The sequence below is a fragment of the Methylobacter sp. S3L5C genome (assembly GCF_022788635.1).
GTDB lineage: Bacteria > Pseudomonadota > Gammaproteobacteria > Methylococcales > Methylomonadaceae > Methylobacter_C.
This window is the reverse complement of sequence record NZ_CP076024.1, coordinates 487,951-508,552: the sequence shown is the minus strand read 5'-3', so window position 1 is coordinate 508,552 and position 20,602 is coordinate 487,951. Positions and strand designations below refer to the sequence as shown.

Here is a 20,602-nt window from a genome sequence, read left to right as displayed (position 1 = left end):
TTTACTGTTAAAGCTATTTTATGTGGAATTGTTGCTATGGATGACGACTTGATTCAAATGCCCCCCGATTTTCTGGTTGCCGGTGTCGATGAGGCCGGTCGTGGACCGCTTGCAGGTCCTGTAGTCGCAGCAGCCGTTATTCTTGATCCGCTAAAGTACATTGATAGCTTGGCTGACTCCAAAGTACTCAGTGAGCGAAAACGCGACAGTCTTTTTGAAATCATTAAGGCAGATGCTTTAAGTTGGTCGGTGGGAATGGCCAGTGTTGAAGAGATTGATGAGCTAAACATTCTACAGGCAACCTTGCTTGCCATGCAGCGAGCGGTAAATGGTCTGGCAATTGTGCCTGATCAAGTTTTAGTCGACGGTAATTGCCTCCCCAAACTACTTATTCCTGCTCAGGCTATTATTAAAGGTGATAGTAAAGTTAAGGCGATCAGTGCCGCTTCCATTCTGGCAAAAGTTGAACGTGATAAAATCATGGTTGACTATTACCAACAATATCCTGATTATTCATTTCATCGGCATAAAGGCTACGGCACCAAACAGCATTTGAAAGAGCTTGAGCAATTTGGTTTTTTATCAATACACAGGAAAACATTTAATCCTGTCAGAACCATGATACTTCAGCAAAAGTTAGTTGGGTAATCTAGTTAAAAGCTTATCACCACGAAGACACGAAGACACGAAGTTTTTTTTCTTCGTGTCTTCGTGGTGATAAAATTATTTCAACTTGACCTTAGTGGTTCTTCATCCATTAATGCAATTTGTTCGCGCAGTTCAATAATACGATCTTGCCAGTAACGGGGAGTATTAAACCAGGGGAAGGCCATAGGAAATGCAGGATCATCCCAGCGTTTGGCAATCCAGGCAGAATAATGGATCAAGCGTAAAGTACGCAGGGCTTCCAGTAGATGTAATTCGCTGGTATTAAAATCGTAAAAAGTTTGATAGCCAGTCAGTAGATAGTTGAGTTGCAGAGTCATCTCGGCACGGTCCCCTGAAAGTAACATCCACAAATCCTGTATCGCAGGTCCCATTCGGCTGTCATCAAAATCAACGAAATGAGGCCCGTCATCGGTCCATAAAATATTGCCTGGATAGCAGTCACCATGCAGTCTTAGGCTGTTTACCTTGCCGGCGCGTTCAAAACATCGTCTTACCGAGTCCAGCGCATAAGCGTTAACGCTACTATAAGCATTGAGTAGATCTGCTGGAATAAAATCATGAGTTAGCAGGTAAGCGCTAGGTTCGTCGCCAAAATTGGTAATATTTAGCGCTGGGCGTTCTTTAAAAGGTTTTAACGCGCCAACAGCATGAATACGGCCAATAAAACGTCCCATCCATTCCAGTTTTTCACGGCCTTCAATTTCAGGTACGCGTCCGCCTTGTTTGGGGAATACGGAAAATCGAAAGCCCTCGATTTCATTGAGCGTCTGTTTATCGTTGAATAGTAAAGGTGGTACTACAGGTATTTCATTTTCTGCCAATTCCTGAATAAATACATGCTCTTCAAGGATGGCAGCGGTTGTCCAGCGGTTGGGCCGATAAAATTTGGTGACAACCATCGGCGCATTCTCTATGCCAACCTGATAAACACGGTTTTCATAGCTGTTAAGTGCTAGCAATCGCCCGTCACCAGGCAAGCCCACACTATCCATCGCGCTTAAAATGATATCGGGAGTTAGTGCTGAAAAAGGCGTGAGTTGAGTATTCATCAGGTTATTGTAACCTTGAATACGCAATAAAGTCAGTCAGATTGACTAATAAGCCAAGAAAAACCCGGAAATAAATAATGCCAGAGCCAAGAAAGAGCATTTTGTCCACGAAATACTCGAAAAGAACGAAAAAATAAATAACTTACCTTGCTGCCAATATTTATCTATATGGTTAGTCATCTAAAGACATGTGGCGCTGTTAAATATTTTCGTGTCTTTCGTGGACAGGTTTTTATAAGGTCATTTAATCGACTACTTCTTTAGGGCCCTGAGCATCGGCAGGGTCGCCTTCATAAGGAGTGGCATAGCTGCATTCTTTTTGTGGGCAGACTTTTTCAACACCATGTCTTTTGGTTTCTTTTACTGTCAAAATAGGCCAGCTACATTGCGGACAGGGCTCATTAACCGGCATGTTCCAAAGTGCGTAGTTACATTTTGGGTAGCCCGAGCAGGAGTAAAATATTTTTCCATTGCGTGATTTGCGTTTAAGTATCGAGCCTTTACTGCATTGAGGACATTCGACACCGGTATCGGCAGGCTTTTCCAAGGGTTCAATATGTCGACAAGTTGGATAAGCGCTGCAACCGATGAATTTACCATAGCGACCTGTTTTAAAAATTAACGGCGAATCGCAATCAGGGCAGGTTCTGCCTTCTACTGTTTCCGGTTCATCGGAAGCGCCCGCATCATCATTCAAATTACGGGTATAGGAACATTCAGGATAATTGGTGCAGCCTATAAATCGACCATTTCTACCCAGACGGATGGATAATGGGCTGTCACAGGTCGGACATTTTTCATCAATCGCTTCTTGGGTAACATCTTTACGCTGAACGCTGGCATCTTTTTCCTGAACGGTTGTATGAAAAGGCTTCCAGAATTCATGCATTAATGGAATCCAGTCTTTTTCACCCCGGGAAACAGCGTCTAACTCATCTTCTAAATTAGCGGTAAAATCATAATCAACGTATTTCGTAAAGTGCTCAGTCAAAAACTTATTAACAATTCTGCCTACATCGGTAGGATAAAAACGTTTACTGTCCAGAGTGACATATTCGCGGTTTTGCAGGGTGGAAATAATGGAGGCGTACGTTGAAGGCCGACCTATGCCGTGTTCTTCAAGCGATTTTACCAGACTGGCTTCGCCATAACGTGGTGGTGGCTCAGTAAAATGTTGAGCGGCAATAATATCGTTGAGAGTGACTGGCCGGCCTTCTTCAAGTGGTGGTAAAAAGCTTTCCTTATCATCACTTTCTTTGCTGTCATCTTTGCCTTCCAGATAAACTGCCATAAATCCAGGGATGGCAATGGTAGAACCTGTTGCTCTGAAGCTATGTTGGCCGTCACCACAGGTTAAATCAACAGCGACCATATTAAGCGTTGCATGAATCATTTGGCAGGCTATGGTGCGCTTCCAGATTAGATCGTACAGCTTGTATTGTTCAATGCTGAGGTGATCCTTTATCTGACTCGGTAAATGTCTTGGGTAAGTGGGGCGTATGGCCTCATGTGCTTCTTGGGCGTTTTTTGATTTGGTTTTGAACAGTCTGGGTTCTTTAGGTACATTATCAGCGCCATATTTTTCTGCAATCAGCGTACGCATTTCTTCTACGGCTTCTACTGACAAGTTAACCGAATCGGTACGCATATAGGTAATCAGGCCTTCGGTTTCGCCACCTATATCAATACCTTCATACAGTTGTTGGGCAACTATCATGGTGCGTTTAGTGGTAAAGCCCAGTTTTCTTGAGGCTTCCTGTTGCAAAGTCGAGGTTATAAAAGGCGGCGCAGGGTTGCGTTTTTGCTGTTTCTTTTCCAGTTTGGCTACCAGTAACTGGCCATCGGCTGTTGTTAGTAGTGCCTGCTTGGTCTTTTCTGCCAAGGCTTCATCGGTAATACTGAATTGAGTCAGTTTTTCACCAGCAAACTGGGTTAGTTTGGCCTTAAAATTTTGTTCATGCGCTGTCAATGCAGCATCAATAGTCCAGTATTCACGGTTTTTGAAGGCTTCAATTTCCAACTCACGTTCAACTATCATCCGTAAGGCAGGGCTTTGTACGCGTCCGGCTGAAAGGCCACGGCGGATTTTTTTCCATAATAACGGTGACAAATTAAAGCCAACCAGATAATCCAACGCTCGTCGCGCTTGTTGGGCGTTAATTAAATTGATGTCCAACTTTTCCGGATTGGCAATGGCTTCAGTGACGGCTTTTTTAGTGATTTCATGAAAGACTACGCGATGTACCGGTTTTTCTTTGAGTAATTTCTTTTCTCTCAGCAGTTCAAGCAAATGCCAGGAAATAGCTTCGCCTTCTCTATCAGGATCGGTTGCCAGATATAAAGTGTCTGCGGCTTTAAGTGCTTTGCTGATAGCCTGAACATGACGCTGATTGCGATCAATGACTTCATATTTCATGGCAAAATCATGGGTAGGGTCAACGGCACCTTCTTTTGGAATAAGGTCGCGGACGTGTCCATAAGAGGCTAAAACCTGAAAGTCTTTACCTAAATATTTCTCGATAGTTTTTGCTTTTGCAGGAGATTCTACAATGACAAGATTTTTACTCATTTAAGGTTCAATGTTCAAGGTGAAAGGCAAAAGGTGAAGATTTATGGTTCTTAAGACTCAAGGCAGGTATTGTTTAACCTTGAAGCTTGTATCTTTTTACCTTAATGTAAATAGTTAGGGACAAGATCATAAACGATATCTTCCATTCTGGAAAAGGCAATTTCTTCATCAGGCTGGCTAAGCAAAATCATTAATACAATCCATTTCAGCTTTTCCATGGATATTTCTTCATTTTCCAATGCCATTGCCCGATCAATAACAATTTCCCGATTGGCCGAATTTAAAATGCCATTTTGTTCAAGAAACATAATAAGATTACGGCATTCAAGATCAAGTTTTGTTGTTTCCTGAGAGCAGAAAATACGAAACGCAGGCGCAACAGTTGGCTTTATGGCACGCTGCAGACTAAGTGAGTCAAGCCAATCAAAGGCTTTATTAACCTCGCAGGACTCAAAACCTGCTTCCAGTAATTCCGTTCTAATGGCGTCGCTATCAGGAAGGATTTCAATTTCATCTTCCATATAGTTTTCAAATAAATACATTAGGACATCAAAAATATTTTCTTTCATAGTGTGTTTGTTGTTTATAATTATTTTACTCTCATATAGCAGCCGCCAGCGGTTGCTTCCAGATAGCCTTGAAGCTCAAGAATCAGTAACATTGAGGAAATGACTTCAACGGATTCGCCGGTATTTTCAACCAGAGTATCAATAGAGGTTGGGCTAAACATGACGTGATTCAATAATGTTTCTTGCTCTTGGTCAAGCGTTGATTCCATAGTAAATGATAGCAACTTTTCATCTTGTGAATAATATTGATTTAATTCTTCAAGAATATCCTGGGTGGTTTCAACAAGTTTTGCCCCATTACGAATAAGTGCATTGCAGCCTCGTGCCAAAGGATTATGAATAGAGCCTGGAATAGCAAAAACCTCGCGATTTTGTTCTAAAGCCATTCTGGCAGTTATTAACGAACCGCTTTGCTTGGCGGCTTCAACAACCAGAAGGCCTTGGCATAGTCCGCTGATGATACGGTTACGTCTGGGAAAATGATTGGCTTTTGCGCTAGTGCCAGGTGGAAACTCTGAGATCATCGCGCCGGTATTAACAATTTCGGTTGCCAAGTCTTTATGCCGGGCAGGATATACTCGATCCAGTCCGGTTCCTGCCACGGCAATAGTCAAGCCTTGTGCATTTAACGCGCCTCGATGGCTGGCGGCATCTATACCTAAAGCCAGTCCACTGGTGATAATAAAACCGTGGCGGCTGAGTGTTTTGGCAAAATTGAAGGCAGTTTCTTCTCCTAAAGATGAAGGATTTCGACTGCCAACTATGGCAATCTGCGGTAATGCCAATAAATCAGGGTTTCCGCGCACAAACAAAATGGGCGGTGGATCGGCAATTTCTTTTAATTGCAAAGGATAATTTGCATCGTTAAAGGTGATTACGAGGTTGTTTTTTTGTTCCAGCCAAGATAGATCATAATCAATCATTGTCCAGTCCGGATTTTTGATTACATGAATAATATCACTTTTTAAGCCTAAAGCCGAAAGTGCTGATGCCGATTCTGCAAATAATTGTGCGGGTGTATGCGTTTTCAGCAGGCCAAGAAATGTTCGACAACCGACACCTGGCGTACGCAAAAGGGCAAGCCAGTATTTTAAGTCGTTGTCATTTGGTTGCGTATTTATATTCAGGGTGTTTTAACTTTGTCTAAAATGTGAATGGCCTGAGTCGTTTTCATTACCAGAGCGTAACTGACACGCTCAAAGGGACGAAATACCATCAGGGTGCCGGCAATTTCATCAGGTAGTTTAACGACGTCGTTTTTAATGGTGCTGTAAGGGTCATTAATGCTTTTTCCTGTTCTATAGATGGTCAGTTCATGGCCTGCAAGAATACCGTCTTTAGAGCCTTTGTCTATAACGACGATGTTATAAAGTCCTATTTGAGAAACTCCTCCCAGCACGCTTATAACGCTGCCATTAATGCTTTTTTCGGGAGGCCTTGGAAAATAATTTAAGGTGACCTCGTCTTCATTTTTTGGCATGGCACGGTCACCTTTCCGAACCTCACTGTTTGATTTAGTGATGGTTAACGTCGCCGGATCACCTGGCTGTTGCACGATGGTGTCGGCGATATATTTCGCATCATACCCCAGGATTTCGCCGGTATCAGGGCTGACATAGGTATCTCCCGCCCGATAAATAGTGTATGACCGGCTTTCTGGTTGAGTTATCGAGCGTACATAAACTTTATCACCTGCTCCAGCAATCAGATGCTCGCCTGCGAAATCAATAATATAAGGTGCATTGTTGAGTTCATTTTCGGTTACCACTTTGGGTGAGGTTAAAAATTGCGCTATAGACTCGGTAGGAATTAAGTTAATCGCTTGTTTAATGAGTGTTTCCCGAATGCAAGGTAAAAGCTTTCCGGTTTTGGAAACAGCAAATCTGGTTCGACCATTTTTAACATCATCTTCGCCAAGAACACAGGAAGAATCAACCTCGTATTGAGCTTGTTGTGCATTTCTGGACAAGTCAAGTTGCGGACTGCCATTGACGATGGAAAAATAAATAGTATCGCCTGGATAAATCAGTTGTGGATTTTTAATTTGAGCATTGTTATTCCACAGTTCAGGCCATTGCCAAGGCCGGTTTAAAAATTTACCGGAGATGTCCCACAAAGTATCACCTTTCACAACCGTATATTGATCCGGGTGAGTAGGGTTTATTTGTATTTCTTCTGCCCATATATTTATACTAATCAAAGAAAAATTCATTAATACAAAAAGTGTTCGAAGAACCATATTAATACCTGGCGAGTCTTTTTTAGCCGTTATGGATTCAAAGTTTATATGAATTACTATAGAATTCCAGTATTGCACTAAGTTATTGTTTTTTATGGATAAAAAGTTAACTCTTTTGGTGAAGTGTATCACCTAAATGGTGGTGATTGATGTCGCTATTCTGGCATCAAGTTTTGAAGGTTACAAGCGAGAAATTAAAAGGCAAGCGCTATCTGCCTGAATAGTTTGGCAAAGTCCCAATGTTGGATGCTGGATTGTATGGCTTAGCAATAGACCCTGATCGATTGTATTAGTGATGGTTGCCGCTTCCAAGATGGCACACATGGTTTTAAGGCTGATTACTTCTGTTTTCATTTTATTATCCGGTTAATTTGTAAAGATTTGGCGGCTATGGCTGAAGCCGCGAGAATTGAAAAATAGATAGGGCAAAATTTAGGCCGGCTTAACCCTAACCCAAAGATCATCTTTTATAACTTCAATATATGGACATTTTGACAACGGGATTGCTTTTGTAAGCCCGTACCAGTGGTTAGGATTTGCACCTTGCCTAACTCCTGCTGATTCTAAGCCTAACGCAACATTCACGGACATTTTTGACTTCTTTATTAACTTGTTCCAATGGTGCAGGTCTTTCAAGGGCAAGCCAAATCTAACGAGGCCGCCCCCTCTAGTTTTGGTTTCGTCCATTGTTAAAGTAGTTATTGTATTATTTTCATATATGGCCTTGCAGGCTGTTGGCTCCCAATATTGATTGGACGAAAACCAAAGTATCGGCTTTTCTGGATGTTCAACCCCTATACTTGTTGGAATTAACAACCCAGACTCGACAATTTTAATAAATTTTTCACCTGTGGTGTAGTGCCACGCTGTTTTTAAGTTGCTAATTCTAACCATTTCACGTTCTTGGATTTCTTTCAACTGTCTTTCTAAAATAGTTAATTTTTGCATAGTGTTTAGCTCCTTTTTTGTTATTTTTTGAGCCGGTCTAATCTTCCAGCTCGATTATTGAATCCCATAACGAAAGCATTTCACTTACATCATAATGAACGTGGTCTTTGTCTGTGTCGTCCTTGTCTAAGTCTGCTAATCCATAATAGAACGGGTTAAGCACCGAATATGGGAATGTCAATTCGCTCCCGCATACTTCGCCGTCCATCGCTTCGGATGTCTTTGCACGTATAAATTCCACTTCTGTGGCTCTGCATTCGCCATTCAAATAATTGTTTTTAAAGTCTTCAGTTGTTGAGTTCATAAATTGTTCCAAGTTATAAAAAATTACTGTACCACGCATTTCGAGGCTTGTGTGTCGGGCTGAAAATTTAGCCCATTAGATTTGAAGCTGTTGAAATAGATAGGCTCATACTTGAGCTGGTTAGCTGCTGTAAAACATTAACGCGCCGCTTTCTGACTGTACCGTAATCAAGTAGCCTCTTTCTTCGTGACAAATACGATTTATTATCATATTTCCATGAATCTTGGTTTTGTCTGTTAACCATGATACCTTCATCATTTCTGCTAATTGTTCTAGTGTTATCTTTTCCATAGTGTTTGGTTATTTTTTGGTTATTTTTTGAGATATTTTTTTAAGAGCTGGCAATTTAGCACGGTTTATAAAAGGGGAGTTAGCTCTAAGTTATTGATTTCAAAAAAGATAAGTAACCAGTTACTTACTATTCTTTGGCAGATTTGTTGATTTTTTCGTTATAAAAGGCTTTTGCATCATTGTTAAGTTTTTGAGAGATATAATAAAACTTCTCTTTATCAGGGGCCGGAATAGGTTTTCTTTGTAGCTGGTAATCAAAGCAAGTCCGGCGGTAATCTAGCAATCTTTCTTTATCTTGCTTGGCAGCGTATGCGCACCAATTGCAAACACTGTATAAATTACCATGCCTTGCTGTATTTTTGTTTCTACTGCCTACTGGAAAGCGTATGGTGTAGGGTAATGAGGGGTTAATGGTTTTCGTGCCGCCAGCAAGCTTTTTAAAGGCTTCTTTAAGTATTTGTAACTCATTGGAGGTTATTAAAATCTCCCCGTTAATATGGGTGATTATTTTATTTGGGTTCCGGTATCCATCCCCGTCATATTCTTTGTACGTCCAAAATAAAACAGGTCTTTTTAATACGGTAGAGATTTTTCTTTGTAGCTGTTTGTTGAATGTATTACCAGCGGCTTTAGGCCGCTGGGTAAGGGATAGTCTATAAACGAATGGATAGCCCTTTAAGGTGGTGTTTTGCTGGTTGTGAATGAGATATTGCGATAGCAATATTTTCACTAAAGGGTTTAATCGTTCGTATTCTTGGTGATGGGTTTCTGTAAAGAAGGTCTCTTTAAAGGTGTTTAGGTTTAGGGTGTTAGCTATATTATTACAGATATGGGCGTTCTTTGCTGTCATTGCTAACAGGCTAGATCTTGCGGCCTGTGCGGTTGCGGCTGCTTTTGTTAACTTGTTTCTTTGATAAGCTTTGTTCCGGTTATGTGCTAATTTTGAATCATTGGCATCGCTTTCGATGTCTAAAGTGGATAGTAGAACCTCAAGTTCGGAATCGCTTATTAAGGCATCGCTGGTTTTCCGGCGTTCGTAAAAATCTGTTATAATCATTCTGCATTTGTCCAAATGTTAAAGCCTTAAAGGGACTCGAATCCCGATAAGGCATTTTATTGTGTATCCCCCAGCTATAAGGGGTCAGATTTCAATGTGCTGAGCATTGAATAGTTCATATAGGTATCAAAAGCCTATTATCTAAGACTTAGTCGGCTGGGGATAGGCGTTAGATAGTGCCCGAAACATAATACGCAAGCCCTGTTAATTTTGCTGCCTTAATTGCCATTAGCTTGGCGCAATGAGGGGCTATAAAATTATTGCACAATAGTTTCAGGTCTTCGACATGATACCCAACACGACCGTTAAGAAATCGGTAATAGGGTATTTTGCCATACTTGCCAGCATTGGCTTTTGGACGGGAGACACGGCGGGACTCATTTAATAATGTCGATGTCGATCCTTTGAACACCTCGTCATATCCGTGAGCAGATACCCAATTTTGAATGTAGACAGCGGCTTCGTTTGCATTAAGCATTTTCGTTTTCCTTTAGCTGATTTAAAAGTTTTTCTTTTCGCTTTGCTTCGTATTCCTGAAGCTTTGGCAGTGCTTCAACTGCGTCACAAGCCCATGATATTAGTGCATTTGAAACGACTTCTGATCTTGAGTTTCCAGCGATACCGATAAACTTATCAAGCGTTTCTATAATCGTTTTTGGCAAAGTGAATTGTATTGCTTGGTTAACCCCTGCGCTTCTCCGTTTTCTATACGCTGCTGATCGGTCTTTTGTACTTATTGCCATTAGTGTATCCTTTTTTAGTGTATGTAACTTATTGAATTTAATAAGTATTTAATAAATGTAAGTTATACCCCATTGTGATTTACCACGCAACGTGTTGATACATGCAAGTATTACCAAGATTGGTTAATGCCTGATAAATAGCGGGGCAAGTAAAAAACTATTTAATTAAATACTAATATTCTTGGCAAGGATTGCCGACATATGGGAATATTACAGGCGCAAAAAAGCCGCTCTGTTAGCGGCTTATTGGTTACAGAGTAGGGCTTGTTTAATTAAGCACGTTTTAAAATATTTGTTACTGTTGACGCGTACCATTTGCCGCCGCGTCTTGTCTTAACACCCATGCTGTTTAGCTTTGCCGCGATAGCTGGAAGGGAATCTCCTTGCTTTCTTGATTGTTGAATGGTGTCCATTACTGTATTGGCAAAGGTAGCCGCTTCATGTCTGTTAGTAGCGTTTGATTTTTCCCTTGCTTCGTCTAAGTTGGTTCGGTTACCTAGCGGTAATCTATTGGGATCTTTTTTGATGATAGCTAACGCCGCCTTGGTTCGTTCACTGATTAGGTTACGTTCCTTTTCTGACAGAGCCGCGTACAAGTGCATCATAAATGGGTCGGCATCTTTGCCAAGTTGAGCAACAATGAAAGGGACTTTTTTGGTTTCCATTAACAATGATATGAAAGCCACGTTTCTACTTAGGCGGTCAAGCTTGGCGACAACTAAGTGAGCGCCTATTTTTTTAGCATGTTTTAACGCTTCTGCTAATTGCGGTCTTTTATCCAAAGCATTAGAACCTTTGCCGGTTTCGGTTTCTTCATAGTGGGCGACAACTTCAATATTTTCAGCTTGGCAAAATTCGGTAACTGAATCAAGTTGTGCCTTTAAGCCTAATCCTGATTTTCCCTGTTCGGCTGTTGATACTCTGGTATAGATGATCGCTTTCATTAGTTTTGCTCTGTTGTGTTAACCTTTTACAAATTATAAACGGTCGTTTACAGTTTGTAAAGCTGGTTGTGCTAACATTGATTAGTGTAAGTATTTATACGTATATGATTTATGTTTTAATTAAATTAATGTAATGCGCCTATGAAAGCTTACTCATAAATATGTAACAGCAAGGATACTTTTCAATGGATAGCATCGATGAGATAAAAGCGGTATTAGACTACGAACTTAAAAGTTCACTACCAGATGTAGGCATTGTATTTGGTGTTAAGCTTTTTAATGAATTCAAGGTGCGTGGGTGGTTAACTATCGATATTGGGGGGGGGCTGAATTTATGTTTGGTGTGTATCAAGTGCCGGCTTGCTATAAAACGCACGCTATATTCCAAACTTGGGGTATTGCAGAGCTAGAATTTAAAATTAATTAGAAAAACGAACACATGCTTTAAAGTGCGAGGTTCGTTTACCCCCCGTTTACAGTGCAAAAAACCACTTTACTTTCATATATGGAAAGTAAAGTAGCCTGTAATCATTGGGCTGTAGCGTGTCGAGGGGTAAATACGGGGTAAAAAGTGAAAAAAACGGGGTTTTTAGGTTATTTCACCAACTTAAAAGGATGGTGTACTAAGCCGTAATCTATTTTATTAATCCATTCAACCAATGGGCCAATGTCTGCATCCCGATGTCCACCAGTGCGGTAAACATTGCCAGCCATTGTGTTAATGGAATGACCACTAAAGGCCGCTACTATATCCCTATCACAACGCATATTAAAGAGTTTAGTATCTAATAAATGCTTAAATGAATGGAACACAACATTTTTATCTGTAACGCCTGCATTACTGCTATATTCTCCCCACCATTGACTTTGTGGCCCGAAAGACTCTGGGCCGTATTCTCCTACGTTCCTCCGTGCTGTCGGGAATAGTTCCTTTTCGCCTTTTTGTAGTTGGCCGTTGACGTAGTTAGTAAATCCAAGATCAATTAAGGCTTTATGAATTGGGATTAGTCGTGGTCTGTATTTGTTTTTAAAGCGGCTGTCTTCGTCATCAGGGTTCACATTAAAATCTATAATCCAATGCTCTGAATTATCGAACGCGTTATGTTTTCTGATGTCGCTTAAATGAAGTTGGCACAATTCAGACAAAGCCGCGCCTGTATATAGCCCCAGTAATGGCAACCAGTATTTAAAATTAGCATCGATACCGCGAAATGAATTAAAGCCCTTGACGTAATTTTCCCGCCCTGGACTATCATCTTGAAATAGGGCTTTCAGTTCATCTTGATTAAAGGCGCGTCTGTTTGATTCTGAACTAATCCGCTTGGTTGCATGGTCAAACGCTTCTATTGCGTCCCCCAGCTCCTTTACGCGTTCCTCTGTCTTTATCCAGTTTAAGAACGACCGCACTGTTTTAATATCGCCACCAATGGAACTTGGCGTTCTTGTTTCATAAGATGATGTATCGATATTGTCGTCAAGTAACATGTCTAGTGTTAGACCTGCCTTATTAAATCGTTTGGCTATCTGTCCGTTCTCGAAGAAGCTGGGAGGTATAGCGTGTGCAATTTTAATATATTCCCTTGCGTTGTCCCAATCGAACAAGGCCGCTGGTTTATCACAAACTAAAAGGAAAGGTTTTAAAAGCCCTATTTTTTTTACCGTCGAGGTTGCTATCCATCCACCTTTAATGCCGTCGGTGGTTTGATACTTGACGTAATCGACAAAGTATTCTGATAATGTTTTAGGATTGATTAGTTTAGCTGGGGTCGTTAACGCTGCTGGCGCTGCAATGGCTCTAAGTTGGGCTTGGTGTATCTCTTCGGTATGTTTGAGCCTTGTTGTACGTTCCTCTTCGGCATGTTTGAGCCTTGTTGTACGTTCCTCTTCGGTTTCTGTTGGCTTTATTAAGTTATAAAGCTCTGCATCTTGTTTATCATCGCCTGTATCGACTGTTACAGGATTCATGCTTAAATCAATGAAGGTGATTAGACGCGTTTCCATTGGTTTGTTATTCATTAATTCATCAACGATTTTCTCAAACTCGACTCGATACGCCCTTGCTCTTTTGATAGCGAGTTTTCGACTGTCGGTTTGTAGTGATCGTCGAACCTCCTTTTTATTGTCAAAGTGCTGTAGTAATGATTTGGGGATAATGAATCTGGCGTAGTACATGCCGTGTCTATTCTTGCACATAAAATTAGTGCTGCTCATATTTTTAGCCCTCGTGATGTATTAGGGTTGTGCGTGCCCTAAGCGTGACACCGCAAGAACTAACCCCTTAACCCCCAAGAACTATGGTGTTGACCGGATAAACCAAAGACTATAGAATTCCAGTATTCAATTATTTTTAGTGGAGAGTTTGTTGAGTATTTTAACTGTTCTCGAGTTTCCGGACGAGCGATTACGCAAGAAAGCCGTAATTGTAAAAACGGTCGATGATAAAATTAGAAGGTTAGTCGATGATATGCTTGAAACAATGTATTACTCGCATGGCGTAGGCTTGGCTGCTACCCAGGTTGATATACACCAACGGATTGTTGTTATTGATGTCAGTGAAGAAAAAGATGAGCCCTTATTCTTGATAAATCCTGAGATCATTGAAAAAGACGGCATCAAAGAGTCGGAAGAGGGCTGTCTTTCTGTGCCTGGTTTTTTTGAAAAGGTCAATCGGGCAGAGCATATCAGGGTAAAAGCACTCAATAGAGATGGTCAGTCTTTTGAATTTGATGCGACGGAGTTATTGGCGGTTTGCGTGCAGCATGAAATTGATCACTTGAACGGAAAATTGTTTGTTGATTATATTTCGCCCTTAAAAAGGCAGCGCATCAAGAAAAAGTTGGAAAAAATTCATAAAATGGACAATAGCTAAGTATGAAGATTATTTTTGCCGGAACACCGGACTTTGCTGTACCCAGTTTGCAAATGCTGCTGGCTTCCAAACATGATATCTGTGCTGTCTATACCCAGCCTGACCGACCAGCTGGCAGGGGGCGGCAGTTACACGTAAGTCCGGTTAAGGCGTTGGCCTTAAAGCACGAAATTCCTGTGTTTCAGCCTGCCAATCTCAAGACGGATGAAGATTTCCAGCAATTACTATCACTTAATGCTGATCTGATAGTTGTGGTTGCTTATGGTGTGATTTTAACGCAAGCGGTATTGGATGCTCCCAGGTTGGGTTGTATTAATGTTCATGGTTCATTATTGCCGCGTTGGCGCGGCGCTGCGCCTATTCAACGAGCATTAATGGCGGGTGACGAAAAAACCGGTGTGACCATTATGCAGATAGCGCTTAAGTTGGATGCAGGTGATATGTTACACAAGGAAGAATATGTCATTGATGCTAAAGATACGGCCAGCAGTTTACATGATAAATTAGCCCAATTGGGCGCGACAGGTTTGAGTAAAGTGCTGGTGGAAATGGACGCCGGAGCTATTCATGCAGAGCCACAAGATGAAAGTTTGGTCACTTATGCCGAAAAACTAACAAAAATTGAGGCGACTATTGATTGGGCGCAACCAGCCGATAGCTTGGAACTTAAAGTTAGAGGTTTAAATGGCTGGCCTGTCGCGCAGACGCTTTATCAGGATAATGTATTGCGAATCTGGCAAGCAGAAGCGATAGCGCTGGATACTGAATTAGAGCCGGGTATGGTCAGTTGTAACAATAAAAATATGGATGTGGCAACCGGAAAAGGGCTGTTACGTTTACATGAAGTTCAGCTTCCTGGAGGGAAACGCATATCGACTCAGGCGTTTCTAAATGCCCATGATGTTAATGGCATCAAGCTTGGCAATAGCTCCTGCATCCCTGCAGTCGTAGGTTGAACGCACAGTGAATAGTCGATTGATCGCAGCGCGGGTATTGTCTCGCGTTATACAAGATGGGCAGTCGTTAACGGCGGCGCTGGATTCCGCTTTACAAACTGTTGATTCAGTTAAAGACAAAGCATTCATACAGGCTTTATGCTATGGCGTTTGTAGGAGTTATCATCGTTTGGATTTTATTTTAAGCCAATTACTCGATAAACCACTCAAAGATCAGGATGTTAAGGCTCTGGCTTTAGTGGGTTTATATCAGCTTAAATACATGCGGGTAAAGCCTCATGCCGCTGTTTCTGAAACCGTGTTGGCAGCCCGAAAAAAACCATGGGCTAAAGCGCTGATAAATGCCTTGCTTCGACGCTATCTGAGAGAGCAAGAAGAGCTTGAGCAGAAAGCCGATAACGTGCAATTTTCAGCAGTGAGTCATCCTGGCTGGCTTATCAAACAAATTGAGCAGGATTGGTCGCAACAGGCGCAGCAAATTTTTCTGGAAAATAATCAGCAGCCACCAATGACGTTACGTGTGAATTTGGCACATACCAGTCAGGATCGATATTTGCAGCAATTAAGTGACCAGGGTATAGGAGCGGTAGCGGTCAGTTTCTGTCCTTCGGCTATTATTTTGGATAAGCCGGTAGCTGTTGACCTGTTACCTGGCTTTGCTGACGGTGTTATCTCTGTTCAGGATGCTGCTGCGCAACTGGCGGCGGGGTTGTTGGACGTTAAAGCGGGGCAGCGGGTTTTGGATGTGTGTGCTGCGCCCGGCGGAAAAACAGCGCATATTCTTGAGCAGCAGGCGCAATTAAAAGAATTGGTGGCGGTTGATATTGATGCATTTCGCATGCAGCGAGTCAGCGACAATTTGCAGCGCTTGAAGCTATCCGCCAAACTGGTCGTAGGCGATGCAGCAAGTCCTCAAGATTGGTGGGATGGTCAGCTTTTTGAACGCATTCTATTGGACGCACCTTGTTCAGCATTGGGTGTTATTCGTCGTCATCCTGATATTAAGTTACTACGTAGAGCTGAGGACATCAAACCGTTACAGACTTTGCAACAAAACATTCTGCGCGCTGTCTGGCCGCTATTAGCCCCCGGGGGAATAATGCTTTATGCGACCTGCTCGATTCTAAAGCAGGAAAATGAACAGCAAATTGAGGTGTTTTTAGCAGAGCATCCCGATGCAGTTGAATTACCTATTGATGCTGTTTGGGGTTTTTCTGGAAGTCATGGCCGGCAAATTATGACTGGTGAATCGGCAATGGATGGATTTTATTATGCGCGTATCAGGAAGCAATAAGTGCCTTTGTTATGCTGTTTTATCATTGGACTGCTGCCCTTTTTAAGTTACGCCAACGAATTTACCGCAGAAGTCAAACAAGCAGAGATAACCTTGGAAGGTAACAGTTATGTGTTATCTGCGGATATTGTTTATCAACTCAGCGAAAAAGCAAAAGAGGCGCTACAAAACGGCGTGCCTTTGTTCTGGGATATTCAAGTCAAAATGCTGCAGCACCGCGATATTGTCTGGGATAAAACGCTGGTCGATACGACATTACGTTATCGTCTTCAATATCACGCTTTATTGAATATGTATCGGGTCAGAAATGAGGGCAGTGGTGAGGTTTATAATTTTTCCATGCTGTCTGCAGCGCTTGATTTAATGTCTGCGGTACGAGATTTTCATGTGATGGATAAGGCAATGCTCATCCCTCAAAAACAGTATCTGTGCGCGATGAAAATCAGTTTTGATCGTGATGCGTTGCCTTTACCTTTGCGGACGATTACCTATATTGATCGGCAATGGTACTTATCCAGTGAATGGACGCTATGGCCTCTAAAAAAATAAAACTCCCGGTTAATTTATCTGTTTTAGTCCTGTTTGGTCTGATTTTGTTGTCGTTGCAATTGATGAGTTCAGCCATGCAGGAATCATCACAGTTGAATGCAATGTATTCATGGTTGCTACTTTTCAATGCTCTGGGTTCTGTTGTATTACTGATATTGGTTGGTGCCAATATATATTCGTTGATTCAGCACACCAAAAGACGTGAAGCGGGGTCGCGGTTAACCACCCGAATGGTATCTTTGTTCGTCGTTTTGGCTTTGGCACCAGCCGTTATTGTGTTTTATTTCTCCATGCAATTTTTGCATCAAGGCATTGATAGTTGGTTTAATGTTGAAATAGATCGGGCCATGGAAGATGCGCTGGAGCTGAGTCAATCTTCACTGGATCAACGCATGCGCTGGCATTTGAAGCAGATGCAGCAATTGACGCAAAGGTTGGAATATTCACCTGAAAACATGGTGGTTCTGGAAATGGAAAATTTGCGTCAAATTTCCGGCGCTTTGGAGATGACTCTTTTTTCTCGTCAGGGTCGTATTATTGCTTCAAGTAGTATTAATCCCGGTGATATTTTGCCGAGTTTACCCGATGAGCATATCTGGTTGCAGTTACGTCAGAATTCTGTTTATGTCGCTTTGGCACCGATACACGAAGAAGAATTGATGATCCGTGTTATTGTTACGGTTAAAACGCAGGAGCCGCAATATTTACAAGCGCTATATCCTGTACCAGTAAGGATTGCGGATTTGGCTGATTCGGTTGAGTTTGCTTTTGTCCGCTACCAAGAAATGAATTATTTAAGAAACTCATTAAAAATGAGTTTCTCGTTGGCGCTTTCATTGGTCTTGTTAATGAGTTTATTGGCAGCAATATGGGTGGCTTTTATTAGTATCCGTAATATTACCGCGCCAGTAAAAGAACTGGTTAAAGGTACGCAAGCTGTGGCTTCCGGACATTATGATCAGCAGTTACCCGTTATGGCGCAGGACGATCTGGGTTTCCTGGTTGAGTCATTTAATGAGATGACTCATCGTATCGCTGTGGCTCGTGATGAGACCAGAAAAGTTGGTTTTGAAGTAGAAAATCAAAGGGCTTATCTGGAAACAATTTTGGCGAATTTAACTGCCGGTGTAATTAGTTTTGATGCGTTGTACAAAATTCGTACGGCTAACCAAGCTGCTTACCGGATATTTCATATTCATGTTAATCAGTTTATTGGGCGTACTTTATTGGAGCTTGTGCAGAACTATTCCGAGTTGGCGGAGCCGTTAAAATCAATTCAGCGATTAGTGGAGCAGGCGGATGATATCTGGCAGCAACGGATTGCTTTTTTAGGCCCTAATGGTCGGCAGGAATTGTTGTGCCGTGGGACGCCGCTATTCTCGCAAGAAGGTTTTTGCGTTGGCGCTGTGGTTGTTTTTGATGATGTGACTGATTTGATTCAGGCTCAGAAGAATGCTGCCTGGGGCGAAGTCGCTCGGCGCTTGGCTCATGAGATTAAAAACCCGTTAACGCCCATTCAGCTATCGGCAGAAAGATTACAGCATAAGTTGGCCGACAAGCTGAAGCCTGTTGATGCTGATATTTTACAACGGTCAACAAAGATTATCGTGCAGCAGGTTGAAGCGATGAAAGAAATGGTCGATGATTTTTCTGAATACGCGAAACCTTCCAAAAAGCAGACAGTAGATATTGATTTGCCGGGCTTGGTTCAGGAAGTATTGGCGCTTTATGCATTAAAATCGGAAGTTAAATTTAAAGCTGATTATGAGACTGGCTTACTGATGATTAATGGCGATCCGGTTAGTATCAGGCAGATGCTTCATAATTTGATAAAAAATGCCTTGGAAGCTATAGGCGCTCATGGGTTGATTGAAATAAGTCTGCACAGGGTGCAGAAAAATAACACTGATTTTATAGAAATAGCGCTTTATGATGATGGGCCGGGTATTAAAGAAGGGCAGATGGAGAAGATTTTTGAGCCTTATGTGACTACTAAAGCTAAAGGTACTGGTCTGGGGTTGGCGATCGTGAAAAAAATAATTGAAGAACATGGCGGTGCAATCTGGATTGACACCAGTCGTAAGGTGGGTGCGGGTTTTATAATCCAGCTCCCTGCATGTAACTCTTAAACAGCTTTAAAACATTATGAATGTAAACACACCGCGTATTTTAGTTGTAGATGATGAGCCGGATATTCGCAGGTTGGTTTGCGAAATACTCGAAGATGAAGGCTATCAAGTTGCTATGGCTGAAAATGCAAGTACTGCCCGAGAATTAAAAAAATCCCAACAACCCAACTTGATATTACTCGACATCTGGATGCCCGATACGGATGGTATTACTTTGTTAAAAGAATGGGTTGATGAGGATTCCATGTTGTGTCCTGTGGTCATGATGTCAGGGCATGGCTCGGTAGAAGCAGCTGTTGAAGCGACCCGGTTGGGTGCTTATGATTTTCTTGAAAAGCCCTTGTCGCTGGCAAAATTATTATTAATTGTTGAAAGGGCATTGGAGGCGGGTAATCTTCAAATAGAAAATGCCGGTCTACGAAAGCAATTGGTTGTTGATATTGAACCGATCGGTAAGAGCGCTACTGTCGCCAGAATTAAAGATCAATTAAAGCGGCTGGCTCAACATGATACCCGAGTATTGTTTATCGGTGAAGCGGGTGTTGGGAAGGAGTTGTATGCGCGATATTTGCATAACAACAGTACGCATCGAAATGGTTCTTTTATTGATGTCGCAGTAGGAAGCATATCGCCAGAAAATTCGGCAGTAGAGTTTTTTGGTAAAGAAAGCCAGGGTAAAATTTATCCTGGTTTATTGGAAAGGGCGCATAAAGGAACGCTGTTCCTAAGTGAAATAGCCGGCATGGACAAGGAAACCCAGTTAAGGTTGCTTAGCGCTTTGGAATCAAGTTCTTTTTTGCGTGTGGGCGGTAGTGAGTCTGTGCGCGTTGATGTCAGAGTGGTCGCATCAACCCGGATTACCATGGATGAGGAAGTCAAGTCCGGGCGATTCAGGCAGGATTTATATTATCTGCTTAATGAAGTTACTCTTAATATTCCACCATTGAGTGAGCATAGTGAGGATGTGCCGGGATTGCTAAGTTTTTATGTTGATTATTTTGTTAATCAGGATAAGCTGCCTTTTCGAAAATTTTCTATGGCTACACAGAATTTTTTACGTAATTATAGTTGGCGTGGCAATGTGCGGGAATTAAAAAACCTGGTGCAGCGTTTAATGATCTTGGGTGTTGGCGAAGAAATAGAATTGGATGAAGTAAAATCGGCATTGGGGTCGGTAGTGAGTGATGTTGCATCACCATCAGTTCCCGAGTTCTTCAATTTATCGTTAAAGGACGCACGAGATCATTTTGAAAAAGCCTATCTGGAATATCATTTTGAGCGGACAGGTGGTAGTGTTGCAAAGTTATCGGCTGCAGTTGGGATGGAGCGAACTCACCTTTATCGTAAATTACATTCGTTAAATATCAAGTTATAAATTGAGTATAAGTATATTTACAACTTGATTAAAGAAGTGGTAATGCTA

At 41.9% G+C, this 20,602-nt stretch carries 21 protein-coding genes; 8 read left to right on the top strand and 13 right to left on the bottom strand.

Annotated elements, in window-relative coordinates:
• The first annotated feature begins 36 nt into the window (after positions 1–36).
• Complete coding sequence (gene rnhB / locus KKZ03_RS02430; protein WP_243219814.1) at positions 37–648, top strand: ribonuclease HII; 612 nt, start codon at positions 37–39, stop codon at positions 646–648.
• 80 nt (positions 649–728) lie between these two features.
• On the opposite strand, the gene KKZ03_RS02425 is transcribed toward rnhB, so the two are convergent.
• The 12 genes from KKZ03_RS02425 to KKZ03_RS02370 all read right to left on the bottom strand — a co-directional run bounded on the left by KKZ03_RS02425 (position 729) and on the right by KKZ03_RS02370 (position 11,382).
• Positions 729–1,718, bottom strand: coding sequence for a serine/threonine protein kinase (locus KKZ03_RS02425; protein ID WP_243219813.1), 990 nt, complete (start codon positions 1,716–1,718; stop codon positions 729–731).
• Between the two features lie 244 nt (positions 1,719–1,962).
• Positions 1,963–4,287 carry a type I DNA topoisomerase gene (topA, locus tag KKZ03_RS02420; RefSeq protein ID WP_243219812.1) on the bottom strand — a complete coding sequence of 775 codons (2,325 nt, stop codon included), beginning with the start codon at positions 4,285–4,287 and terminating at the stop codon, positions 1,963–1,965.
• A gap of 101 nt (positions 4,288–4,388) precedes the next feature.
• Positions 4,389–4,856, bottom strand: coding sequence for a DUF494 family protein (locus KKZ03_RS02415; RefSeq protein WP_243219811.1), 468 nt, complete (start codon positions 4,854–4,856; stop codon positions 4,389–4,391).
• 20 nt (positions 4,857–4,876) lie between these two features.
• Entirely contained in the window at positions 4,877–5,929 is a 1,053-nt protein-coding gene (gene dprA, locus KKZ03_RS02410) for a DNA-processing protein DprA (protein WP_243219810.1), read from the bottom strand.
• Positions 5,930–5,979: 50 nt separating this feature from the next.
• Positions 5,980–7,095, bottom strand: coding sequence for a LysM peptidoglycan-binding domain-containing protein (locus KKZ03_RS02405; RefSeq protein WP_243219809.1), 1,116 nt, complete (start codon positions 7,093–7,095; stop codon positions 5,980–5,982).
• A gap of 180 nt (positions 7,096–7,275) precedes the next feature.
• Entirely contained in the window at positions 7,276–7,449 is a 174-nt protein-coding gene (locus KKZ03_RS02400) for a hypothetical protein (protein ID WP_243219808.1), read from the bottom strand.
• A gap of 78 nt (positions 7,450–7,527) precedes the next feature.
• On the bottom strand, positions 7,528–8,043 hold the full coding sequence (locus KKZ03_RS02395; protein WP_243219807.1) for a hypothetical protein: 516 nt from the start codon (positions 8,041–8,043) through the stop codon (positions 7,528–7,530).
• 37 nt (positions 8,044–8,080) lie between these two features.
• Positions 8,081–8,347, bottom strand: coding sequence for a hypothetical protein (locus tag KKZ03_RS02390; protein ID WP_243219806.1), 267 nt, complete (start codon positions 8,345–8,347; stop codon positions 8,081–8,083).
• Positions 8,348–8,765: 418 nt separating this feature from the next.
• Positions 8,766–9,695, bottom strand: a complete 930-nt coding sequence (locus tag KKZ03_RS02385) for a hypothetical protein (protein ID WP_243219805.1) — start codon at positions 9,693–9,695, stop codon at positions 8,766–8,768.
• A gap of 169 nt (positions 9,696–9,864) precedes the next feature.
• The gene (locus tag KKZ03_RS02380; protein WP_243219804.1) at positions 9,865–10,173 is read right to left on the bottom strand and encodes a hypothetical protein; all 309 of its coding nucleotides are present in this window, start codon (positions 10,171–10,173) and stop codon (positions 9,865–9,867) included.
• Complete coding sequence (locus tag KKZ03_RS02375) at positions 10,166–10,438, bottom strand: hypothetical protein (protein WP_243219803.1); 273 nt, start codon at positions 10,436–10,438, stop codon at positions 10,166–10,168. Before KKZ03_RS02375 ends, KKZ03_RS02380 begins: the two co-directional genes overlap by 8 nt.
• A gap of 272 nt (positions 10,439–10,710) precedes the next feature.
• Complete coding sequence (locus KKZ03_RS02370) at positions 10,711–11,382, bottom strand: recombinase family protein (RefSeq protein WP_243219802.1); 672 nt, start codon at positions 11,380–11,382, stop codon at positions 10,711–10,713.
• 185 nt (positions 11,383–11,567) lie between these two features.
• Here KKZ03_RS02370 and KKZ03_RS02365 point away from each other — a divergent pair, with 185 nt between their 5' ends.
• Positions 11,568–11,792 carry a hypothetical protein gene (locus tag KKZ03_RS02365; protein WP_243219801.1) on the top strand — a complete coding sequence of 75 codons (225 nt, stop codon included), beginning with the start codon at positions 11,568–11,570 and terminating at the stop codon, positions 11,790–11,792.
• A gap of 184 nt (positions 11,793–11,976) precedes the next feature.
• On the opposite strand, the gene KKZ03_RS02360 is transcribed toward KKZ03_RS02365, so the two are convergent.
• A complete protein-coding gene (locus tag KKZ03_RS02360) occupies positions 11,977–13,593 on the bottom strand; it encodes a site-specific integrase (RefSeq protein ID WP_243219800.1) in 1,617 nt (538 codons plus the stop codon).
• Between the two features lie 151 nt (positions 13,594–13,744).
• Between KKZ03_RS02360 and def the strand changes: the two genes are divergently transcribed.
• The 6 genes from def to KKZ03_RS02330 are packed head-to-tail and all read left to right on the top strand — an operon-like array spanning position 13,745 to position 20,554.
• Positions 13,745–14,251 (top strand): peptide deformylase, encoded by a 507-nt coding sequence (gene def / locus KKZ03_RS02355; protein WP_243219799.1) that lies wholly within the window; start codon positions 13,745–13,747, stop codon positions 14,249–14,251.
• A gap of 2 nt (positions 14,252–14,253) precedes the next feature.
• Entirely contained in the window at positions 14,254–15,207 is a 954-nt protein-coding gene (gene fmt, locus KKZ03_RS02350; protein WP_243219798.1) for a methionyl-tRNA formyltransferase, read from the top strand.
• 7 nt (positions 15,208–15,214) lie between these two features.
• Entirely contained in the window at positions 15,215–16,501 is a 1,287-nt protein-coding gene (gene rsmB / locus KKZ03_RS02345) for a 16S rRNA (cytosine(967)-C(5))-methyltransferase RsmB (RefSeq protein WP_243219797.1), read from the top strand.
• Entirely contained in the window at positions 16,502–17,050 is a 549-nt protein-coding gene (locus tag KKZ03_RS02340) for a DUF4390 domain-containing protein (RefSeq protein ID WP_243219796.1), read from the top strand.
• Positions 17,032–19,179 (top strand): ATP-binding protein, encoded by a 2,148-nt coding sequence (locus KKZ03_RS02335; RefSeq protein ID WP_243219795.1) that lies wholly within the window; start codon positions 17,032–17,034, stop codon positions 19,177–19,179. Before KKZ03_RS02340 ends, KKZ03_RS02335 begins: the two co-directional genes overlap by 19 nt.
• 16 nt (positions 19,180–19,195) lie before the next feature.
• Positions 19,196–20,554, top strand: coding sequence for a sigma-54 dependent transcriptional regulator (locus KKZ03_RS02330; RefSeq protein WP_243219794.1), 1,359 nt, complete (start codon positions 19,196–19,198; stop codon positions 20,552–20,554).
• The last annotated feature ends 48 nt before the right edge of the window (positions 20,555–20,602 follow it).

What these genes read in the sequence shown, in the direction of transcription:
- rnhB (WP_243219814.1), top strand. Translation starts at nt 37, where the DNA reads ATGGATGACGACTTGATTCAAATGCCCCCCGATTTTCTGGTTGCCGGT.
- KKZ03_RS02330 (WP_243219794.1), top strand. Translation starts at nt 19,196, where the DNA reads ATGAATGTAAACACACCGCGTATTTTAGTTGTAGATGATGAGCCGGAT.
- KKZ03_RS02360 (WP_243219800.1), bottom strand. Translation starts at nt 13,593, where the DNA reads ATGAGCAGCACTAATTTTATGTGCAAGAATAGACACGGCATGTACTAC.
- KKZ03_RS02405 (WP_243219809.1), bottom strand. Translation starts at nt 7,095, where the DNA reads ATGGTTCTTCGAACACTTTTTGTATTAATGAATTTTTCTTTGATTAGT.
- KKZ03_RS02380 (WP_243219804.1), bottom strand. Translation starts at nt 10,173, where the DNA reads ATGCTTAATGCAAACGAAGCCGCTGTCTACATTCAAAATTGGGTATCT.
- KKZ03_RS02400 (WP_243219808.1), bottom strand. Translation starts at nt 7,449, where the DNA reads ATGAAAACAGAAGTAATCAGCCTTAAAACCATGTGTGCCATCTTGGAA.
- KKZ03_RS02395 (WP_243219807.1), bottom strand. Translation starts at nt 8,043, where the DNA reads ATGCAAAAATTAACTATTTTAGAAAGACAGTTGAAAGAAATCCAAGAA.
- KKZ03_RS02425 (WP_243219813.1), bottom strand. Translation starts at nt 1,718, where the DNA reads ATGAATACTCAACTCACGCCTTTTTCAGCACTAACTCCCGATATCATT.
- KKZ03_RS02385 (WP_243219805.1), bottom strand. Translation starts at nt 9,695, where the DNA reads ATGATTATAACAGATTTTTACGAACGCCGGAAAACCAGCGATGCCTTA.
- KKZ03_RS02335 (WP_243219795.1), top strand. Translation starts at nt 17,032, where the DNA reads ATGGCCTCTAAAAAAATAAAACTCCCGGTTAATTTATCTGTTTTAGTC.
- KKZ03_RS02370 (WP_243219802.1), bottom strand. Translation starts at nt 11,382, where the DNA reads ATGAAAGCGATCATCTATACCAGAGTATCAACAGCCGAACAGGGAAAA.
- fmt (WP_243219798.1), top strand. Translation starts at nt 14,254, where the DNA reads ATGAAGATTATTTTTGCCGGAACACCGGACTTTGCTGTACCCAGTTTG.
- KKZ03_RS02365 (WP_243219801.1), top strand. Translation starts at nt 11,568, where the DNA reads ATGGATAGCATCGATGAGATAAAAGCGGTATTAGACTACGAACTTAAA.
- KKZ03_RS02375 (WP_243219803.1), bottom strand. Translation starts at nt 10,438, where the DNA reads ATGGCAATAAGTACAAAAGACCGATCAGCAGCGTATAGAAAACGGAGA.
- KKZ03_RS02415 (WP_243219811.1), bottom strand. Translation starts at nt 4,856, where the DNA reads ATGAAAGAAAATATTTTTGATGTCCTAATGTATTTATTTGAAAACTAT.
- topA (WP_243219812.1), bottom strand. Translation starts at nt 4,287, where the DNA reads ATGAGTAAAAATCTTGTCATTGTAGAATCTCCTGCAAAAGCAAAAACT.
- KKZ03_RS02390 (WP_243219806.1), bottom strand. Translation starts at nt 8,347, where the DNA reads ATGAACTCAACAACTGAAGACTTTAAAAACAATTATTTGAATGGCGAA.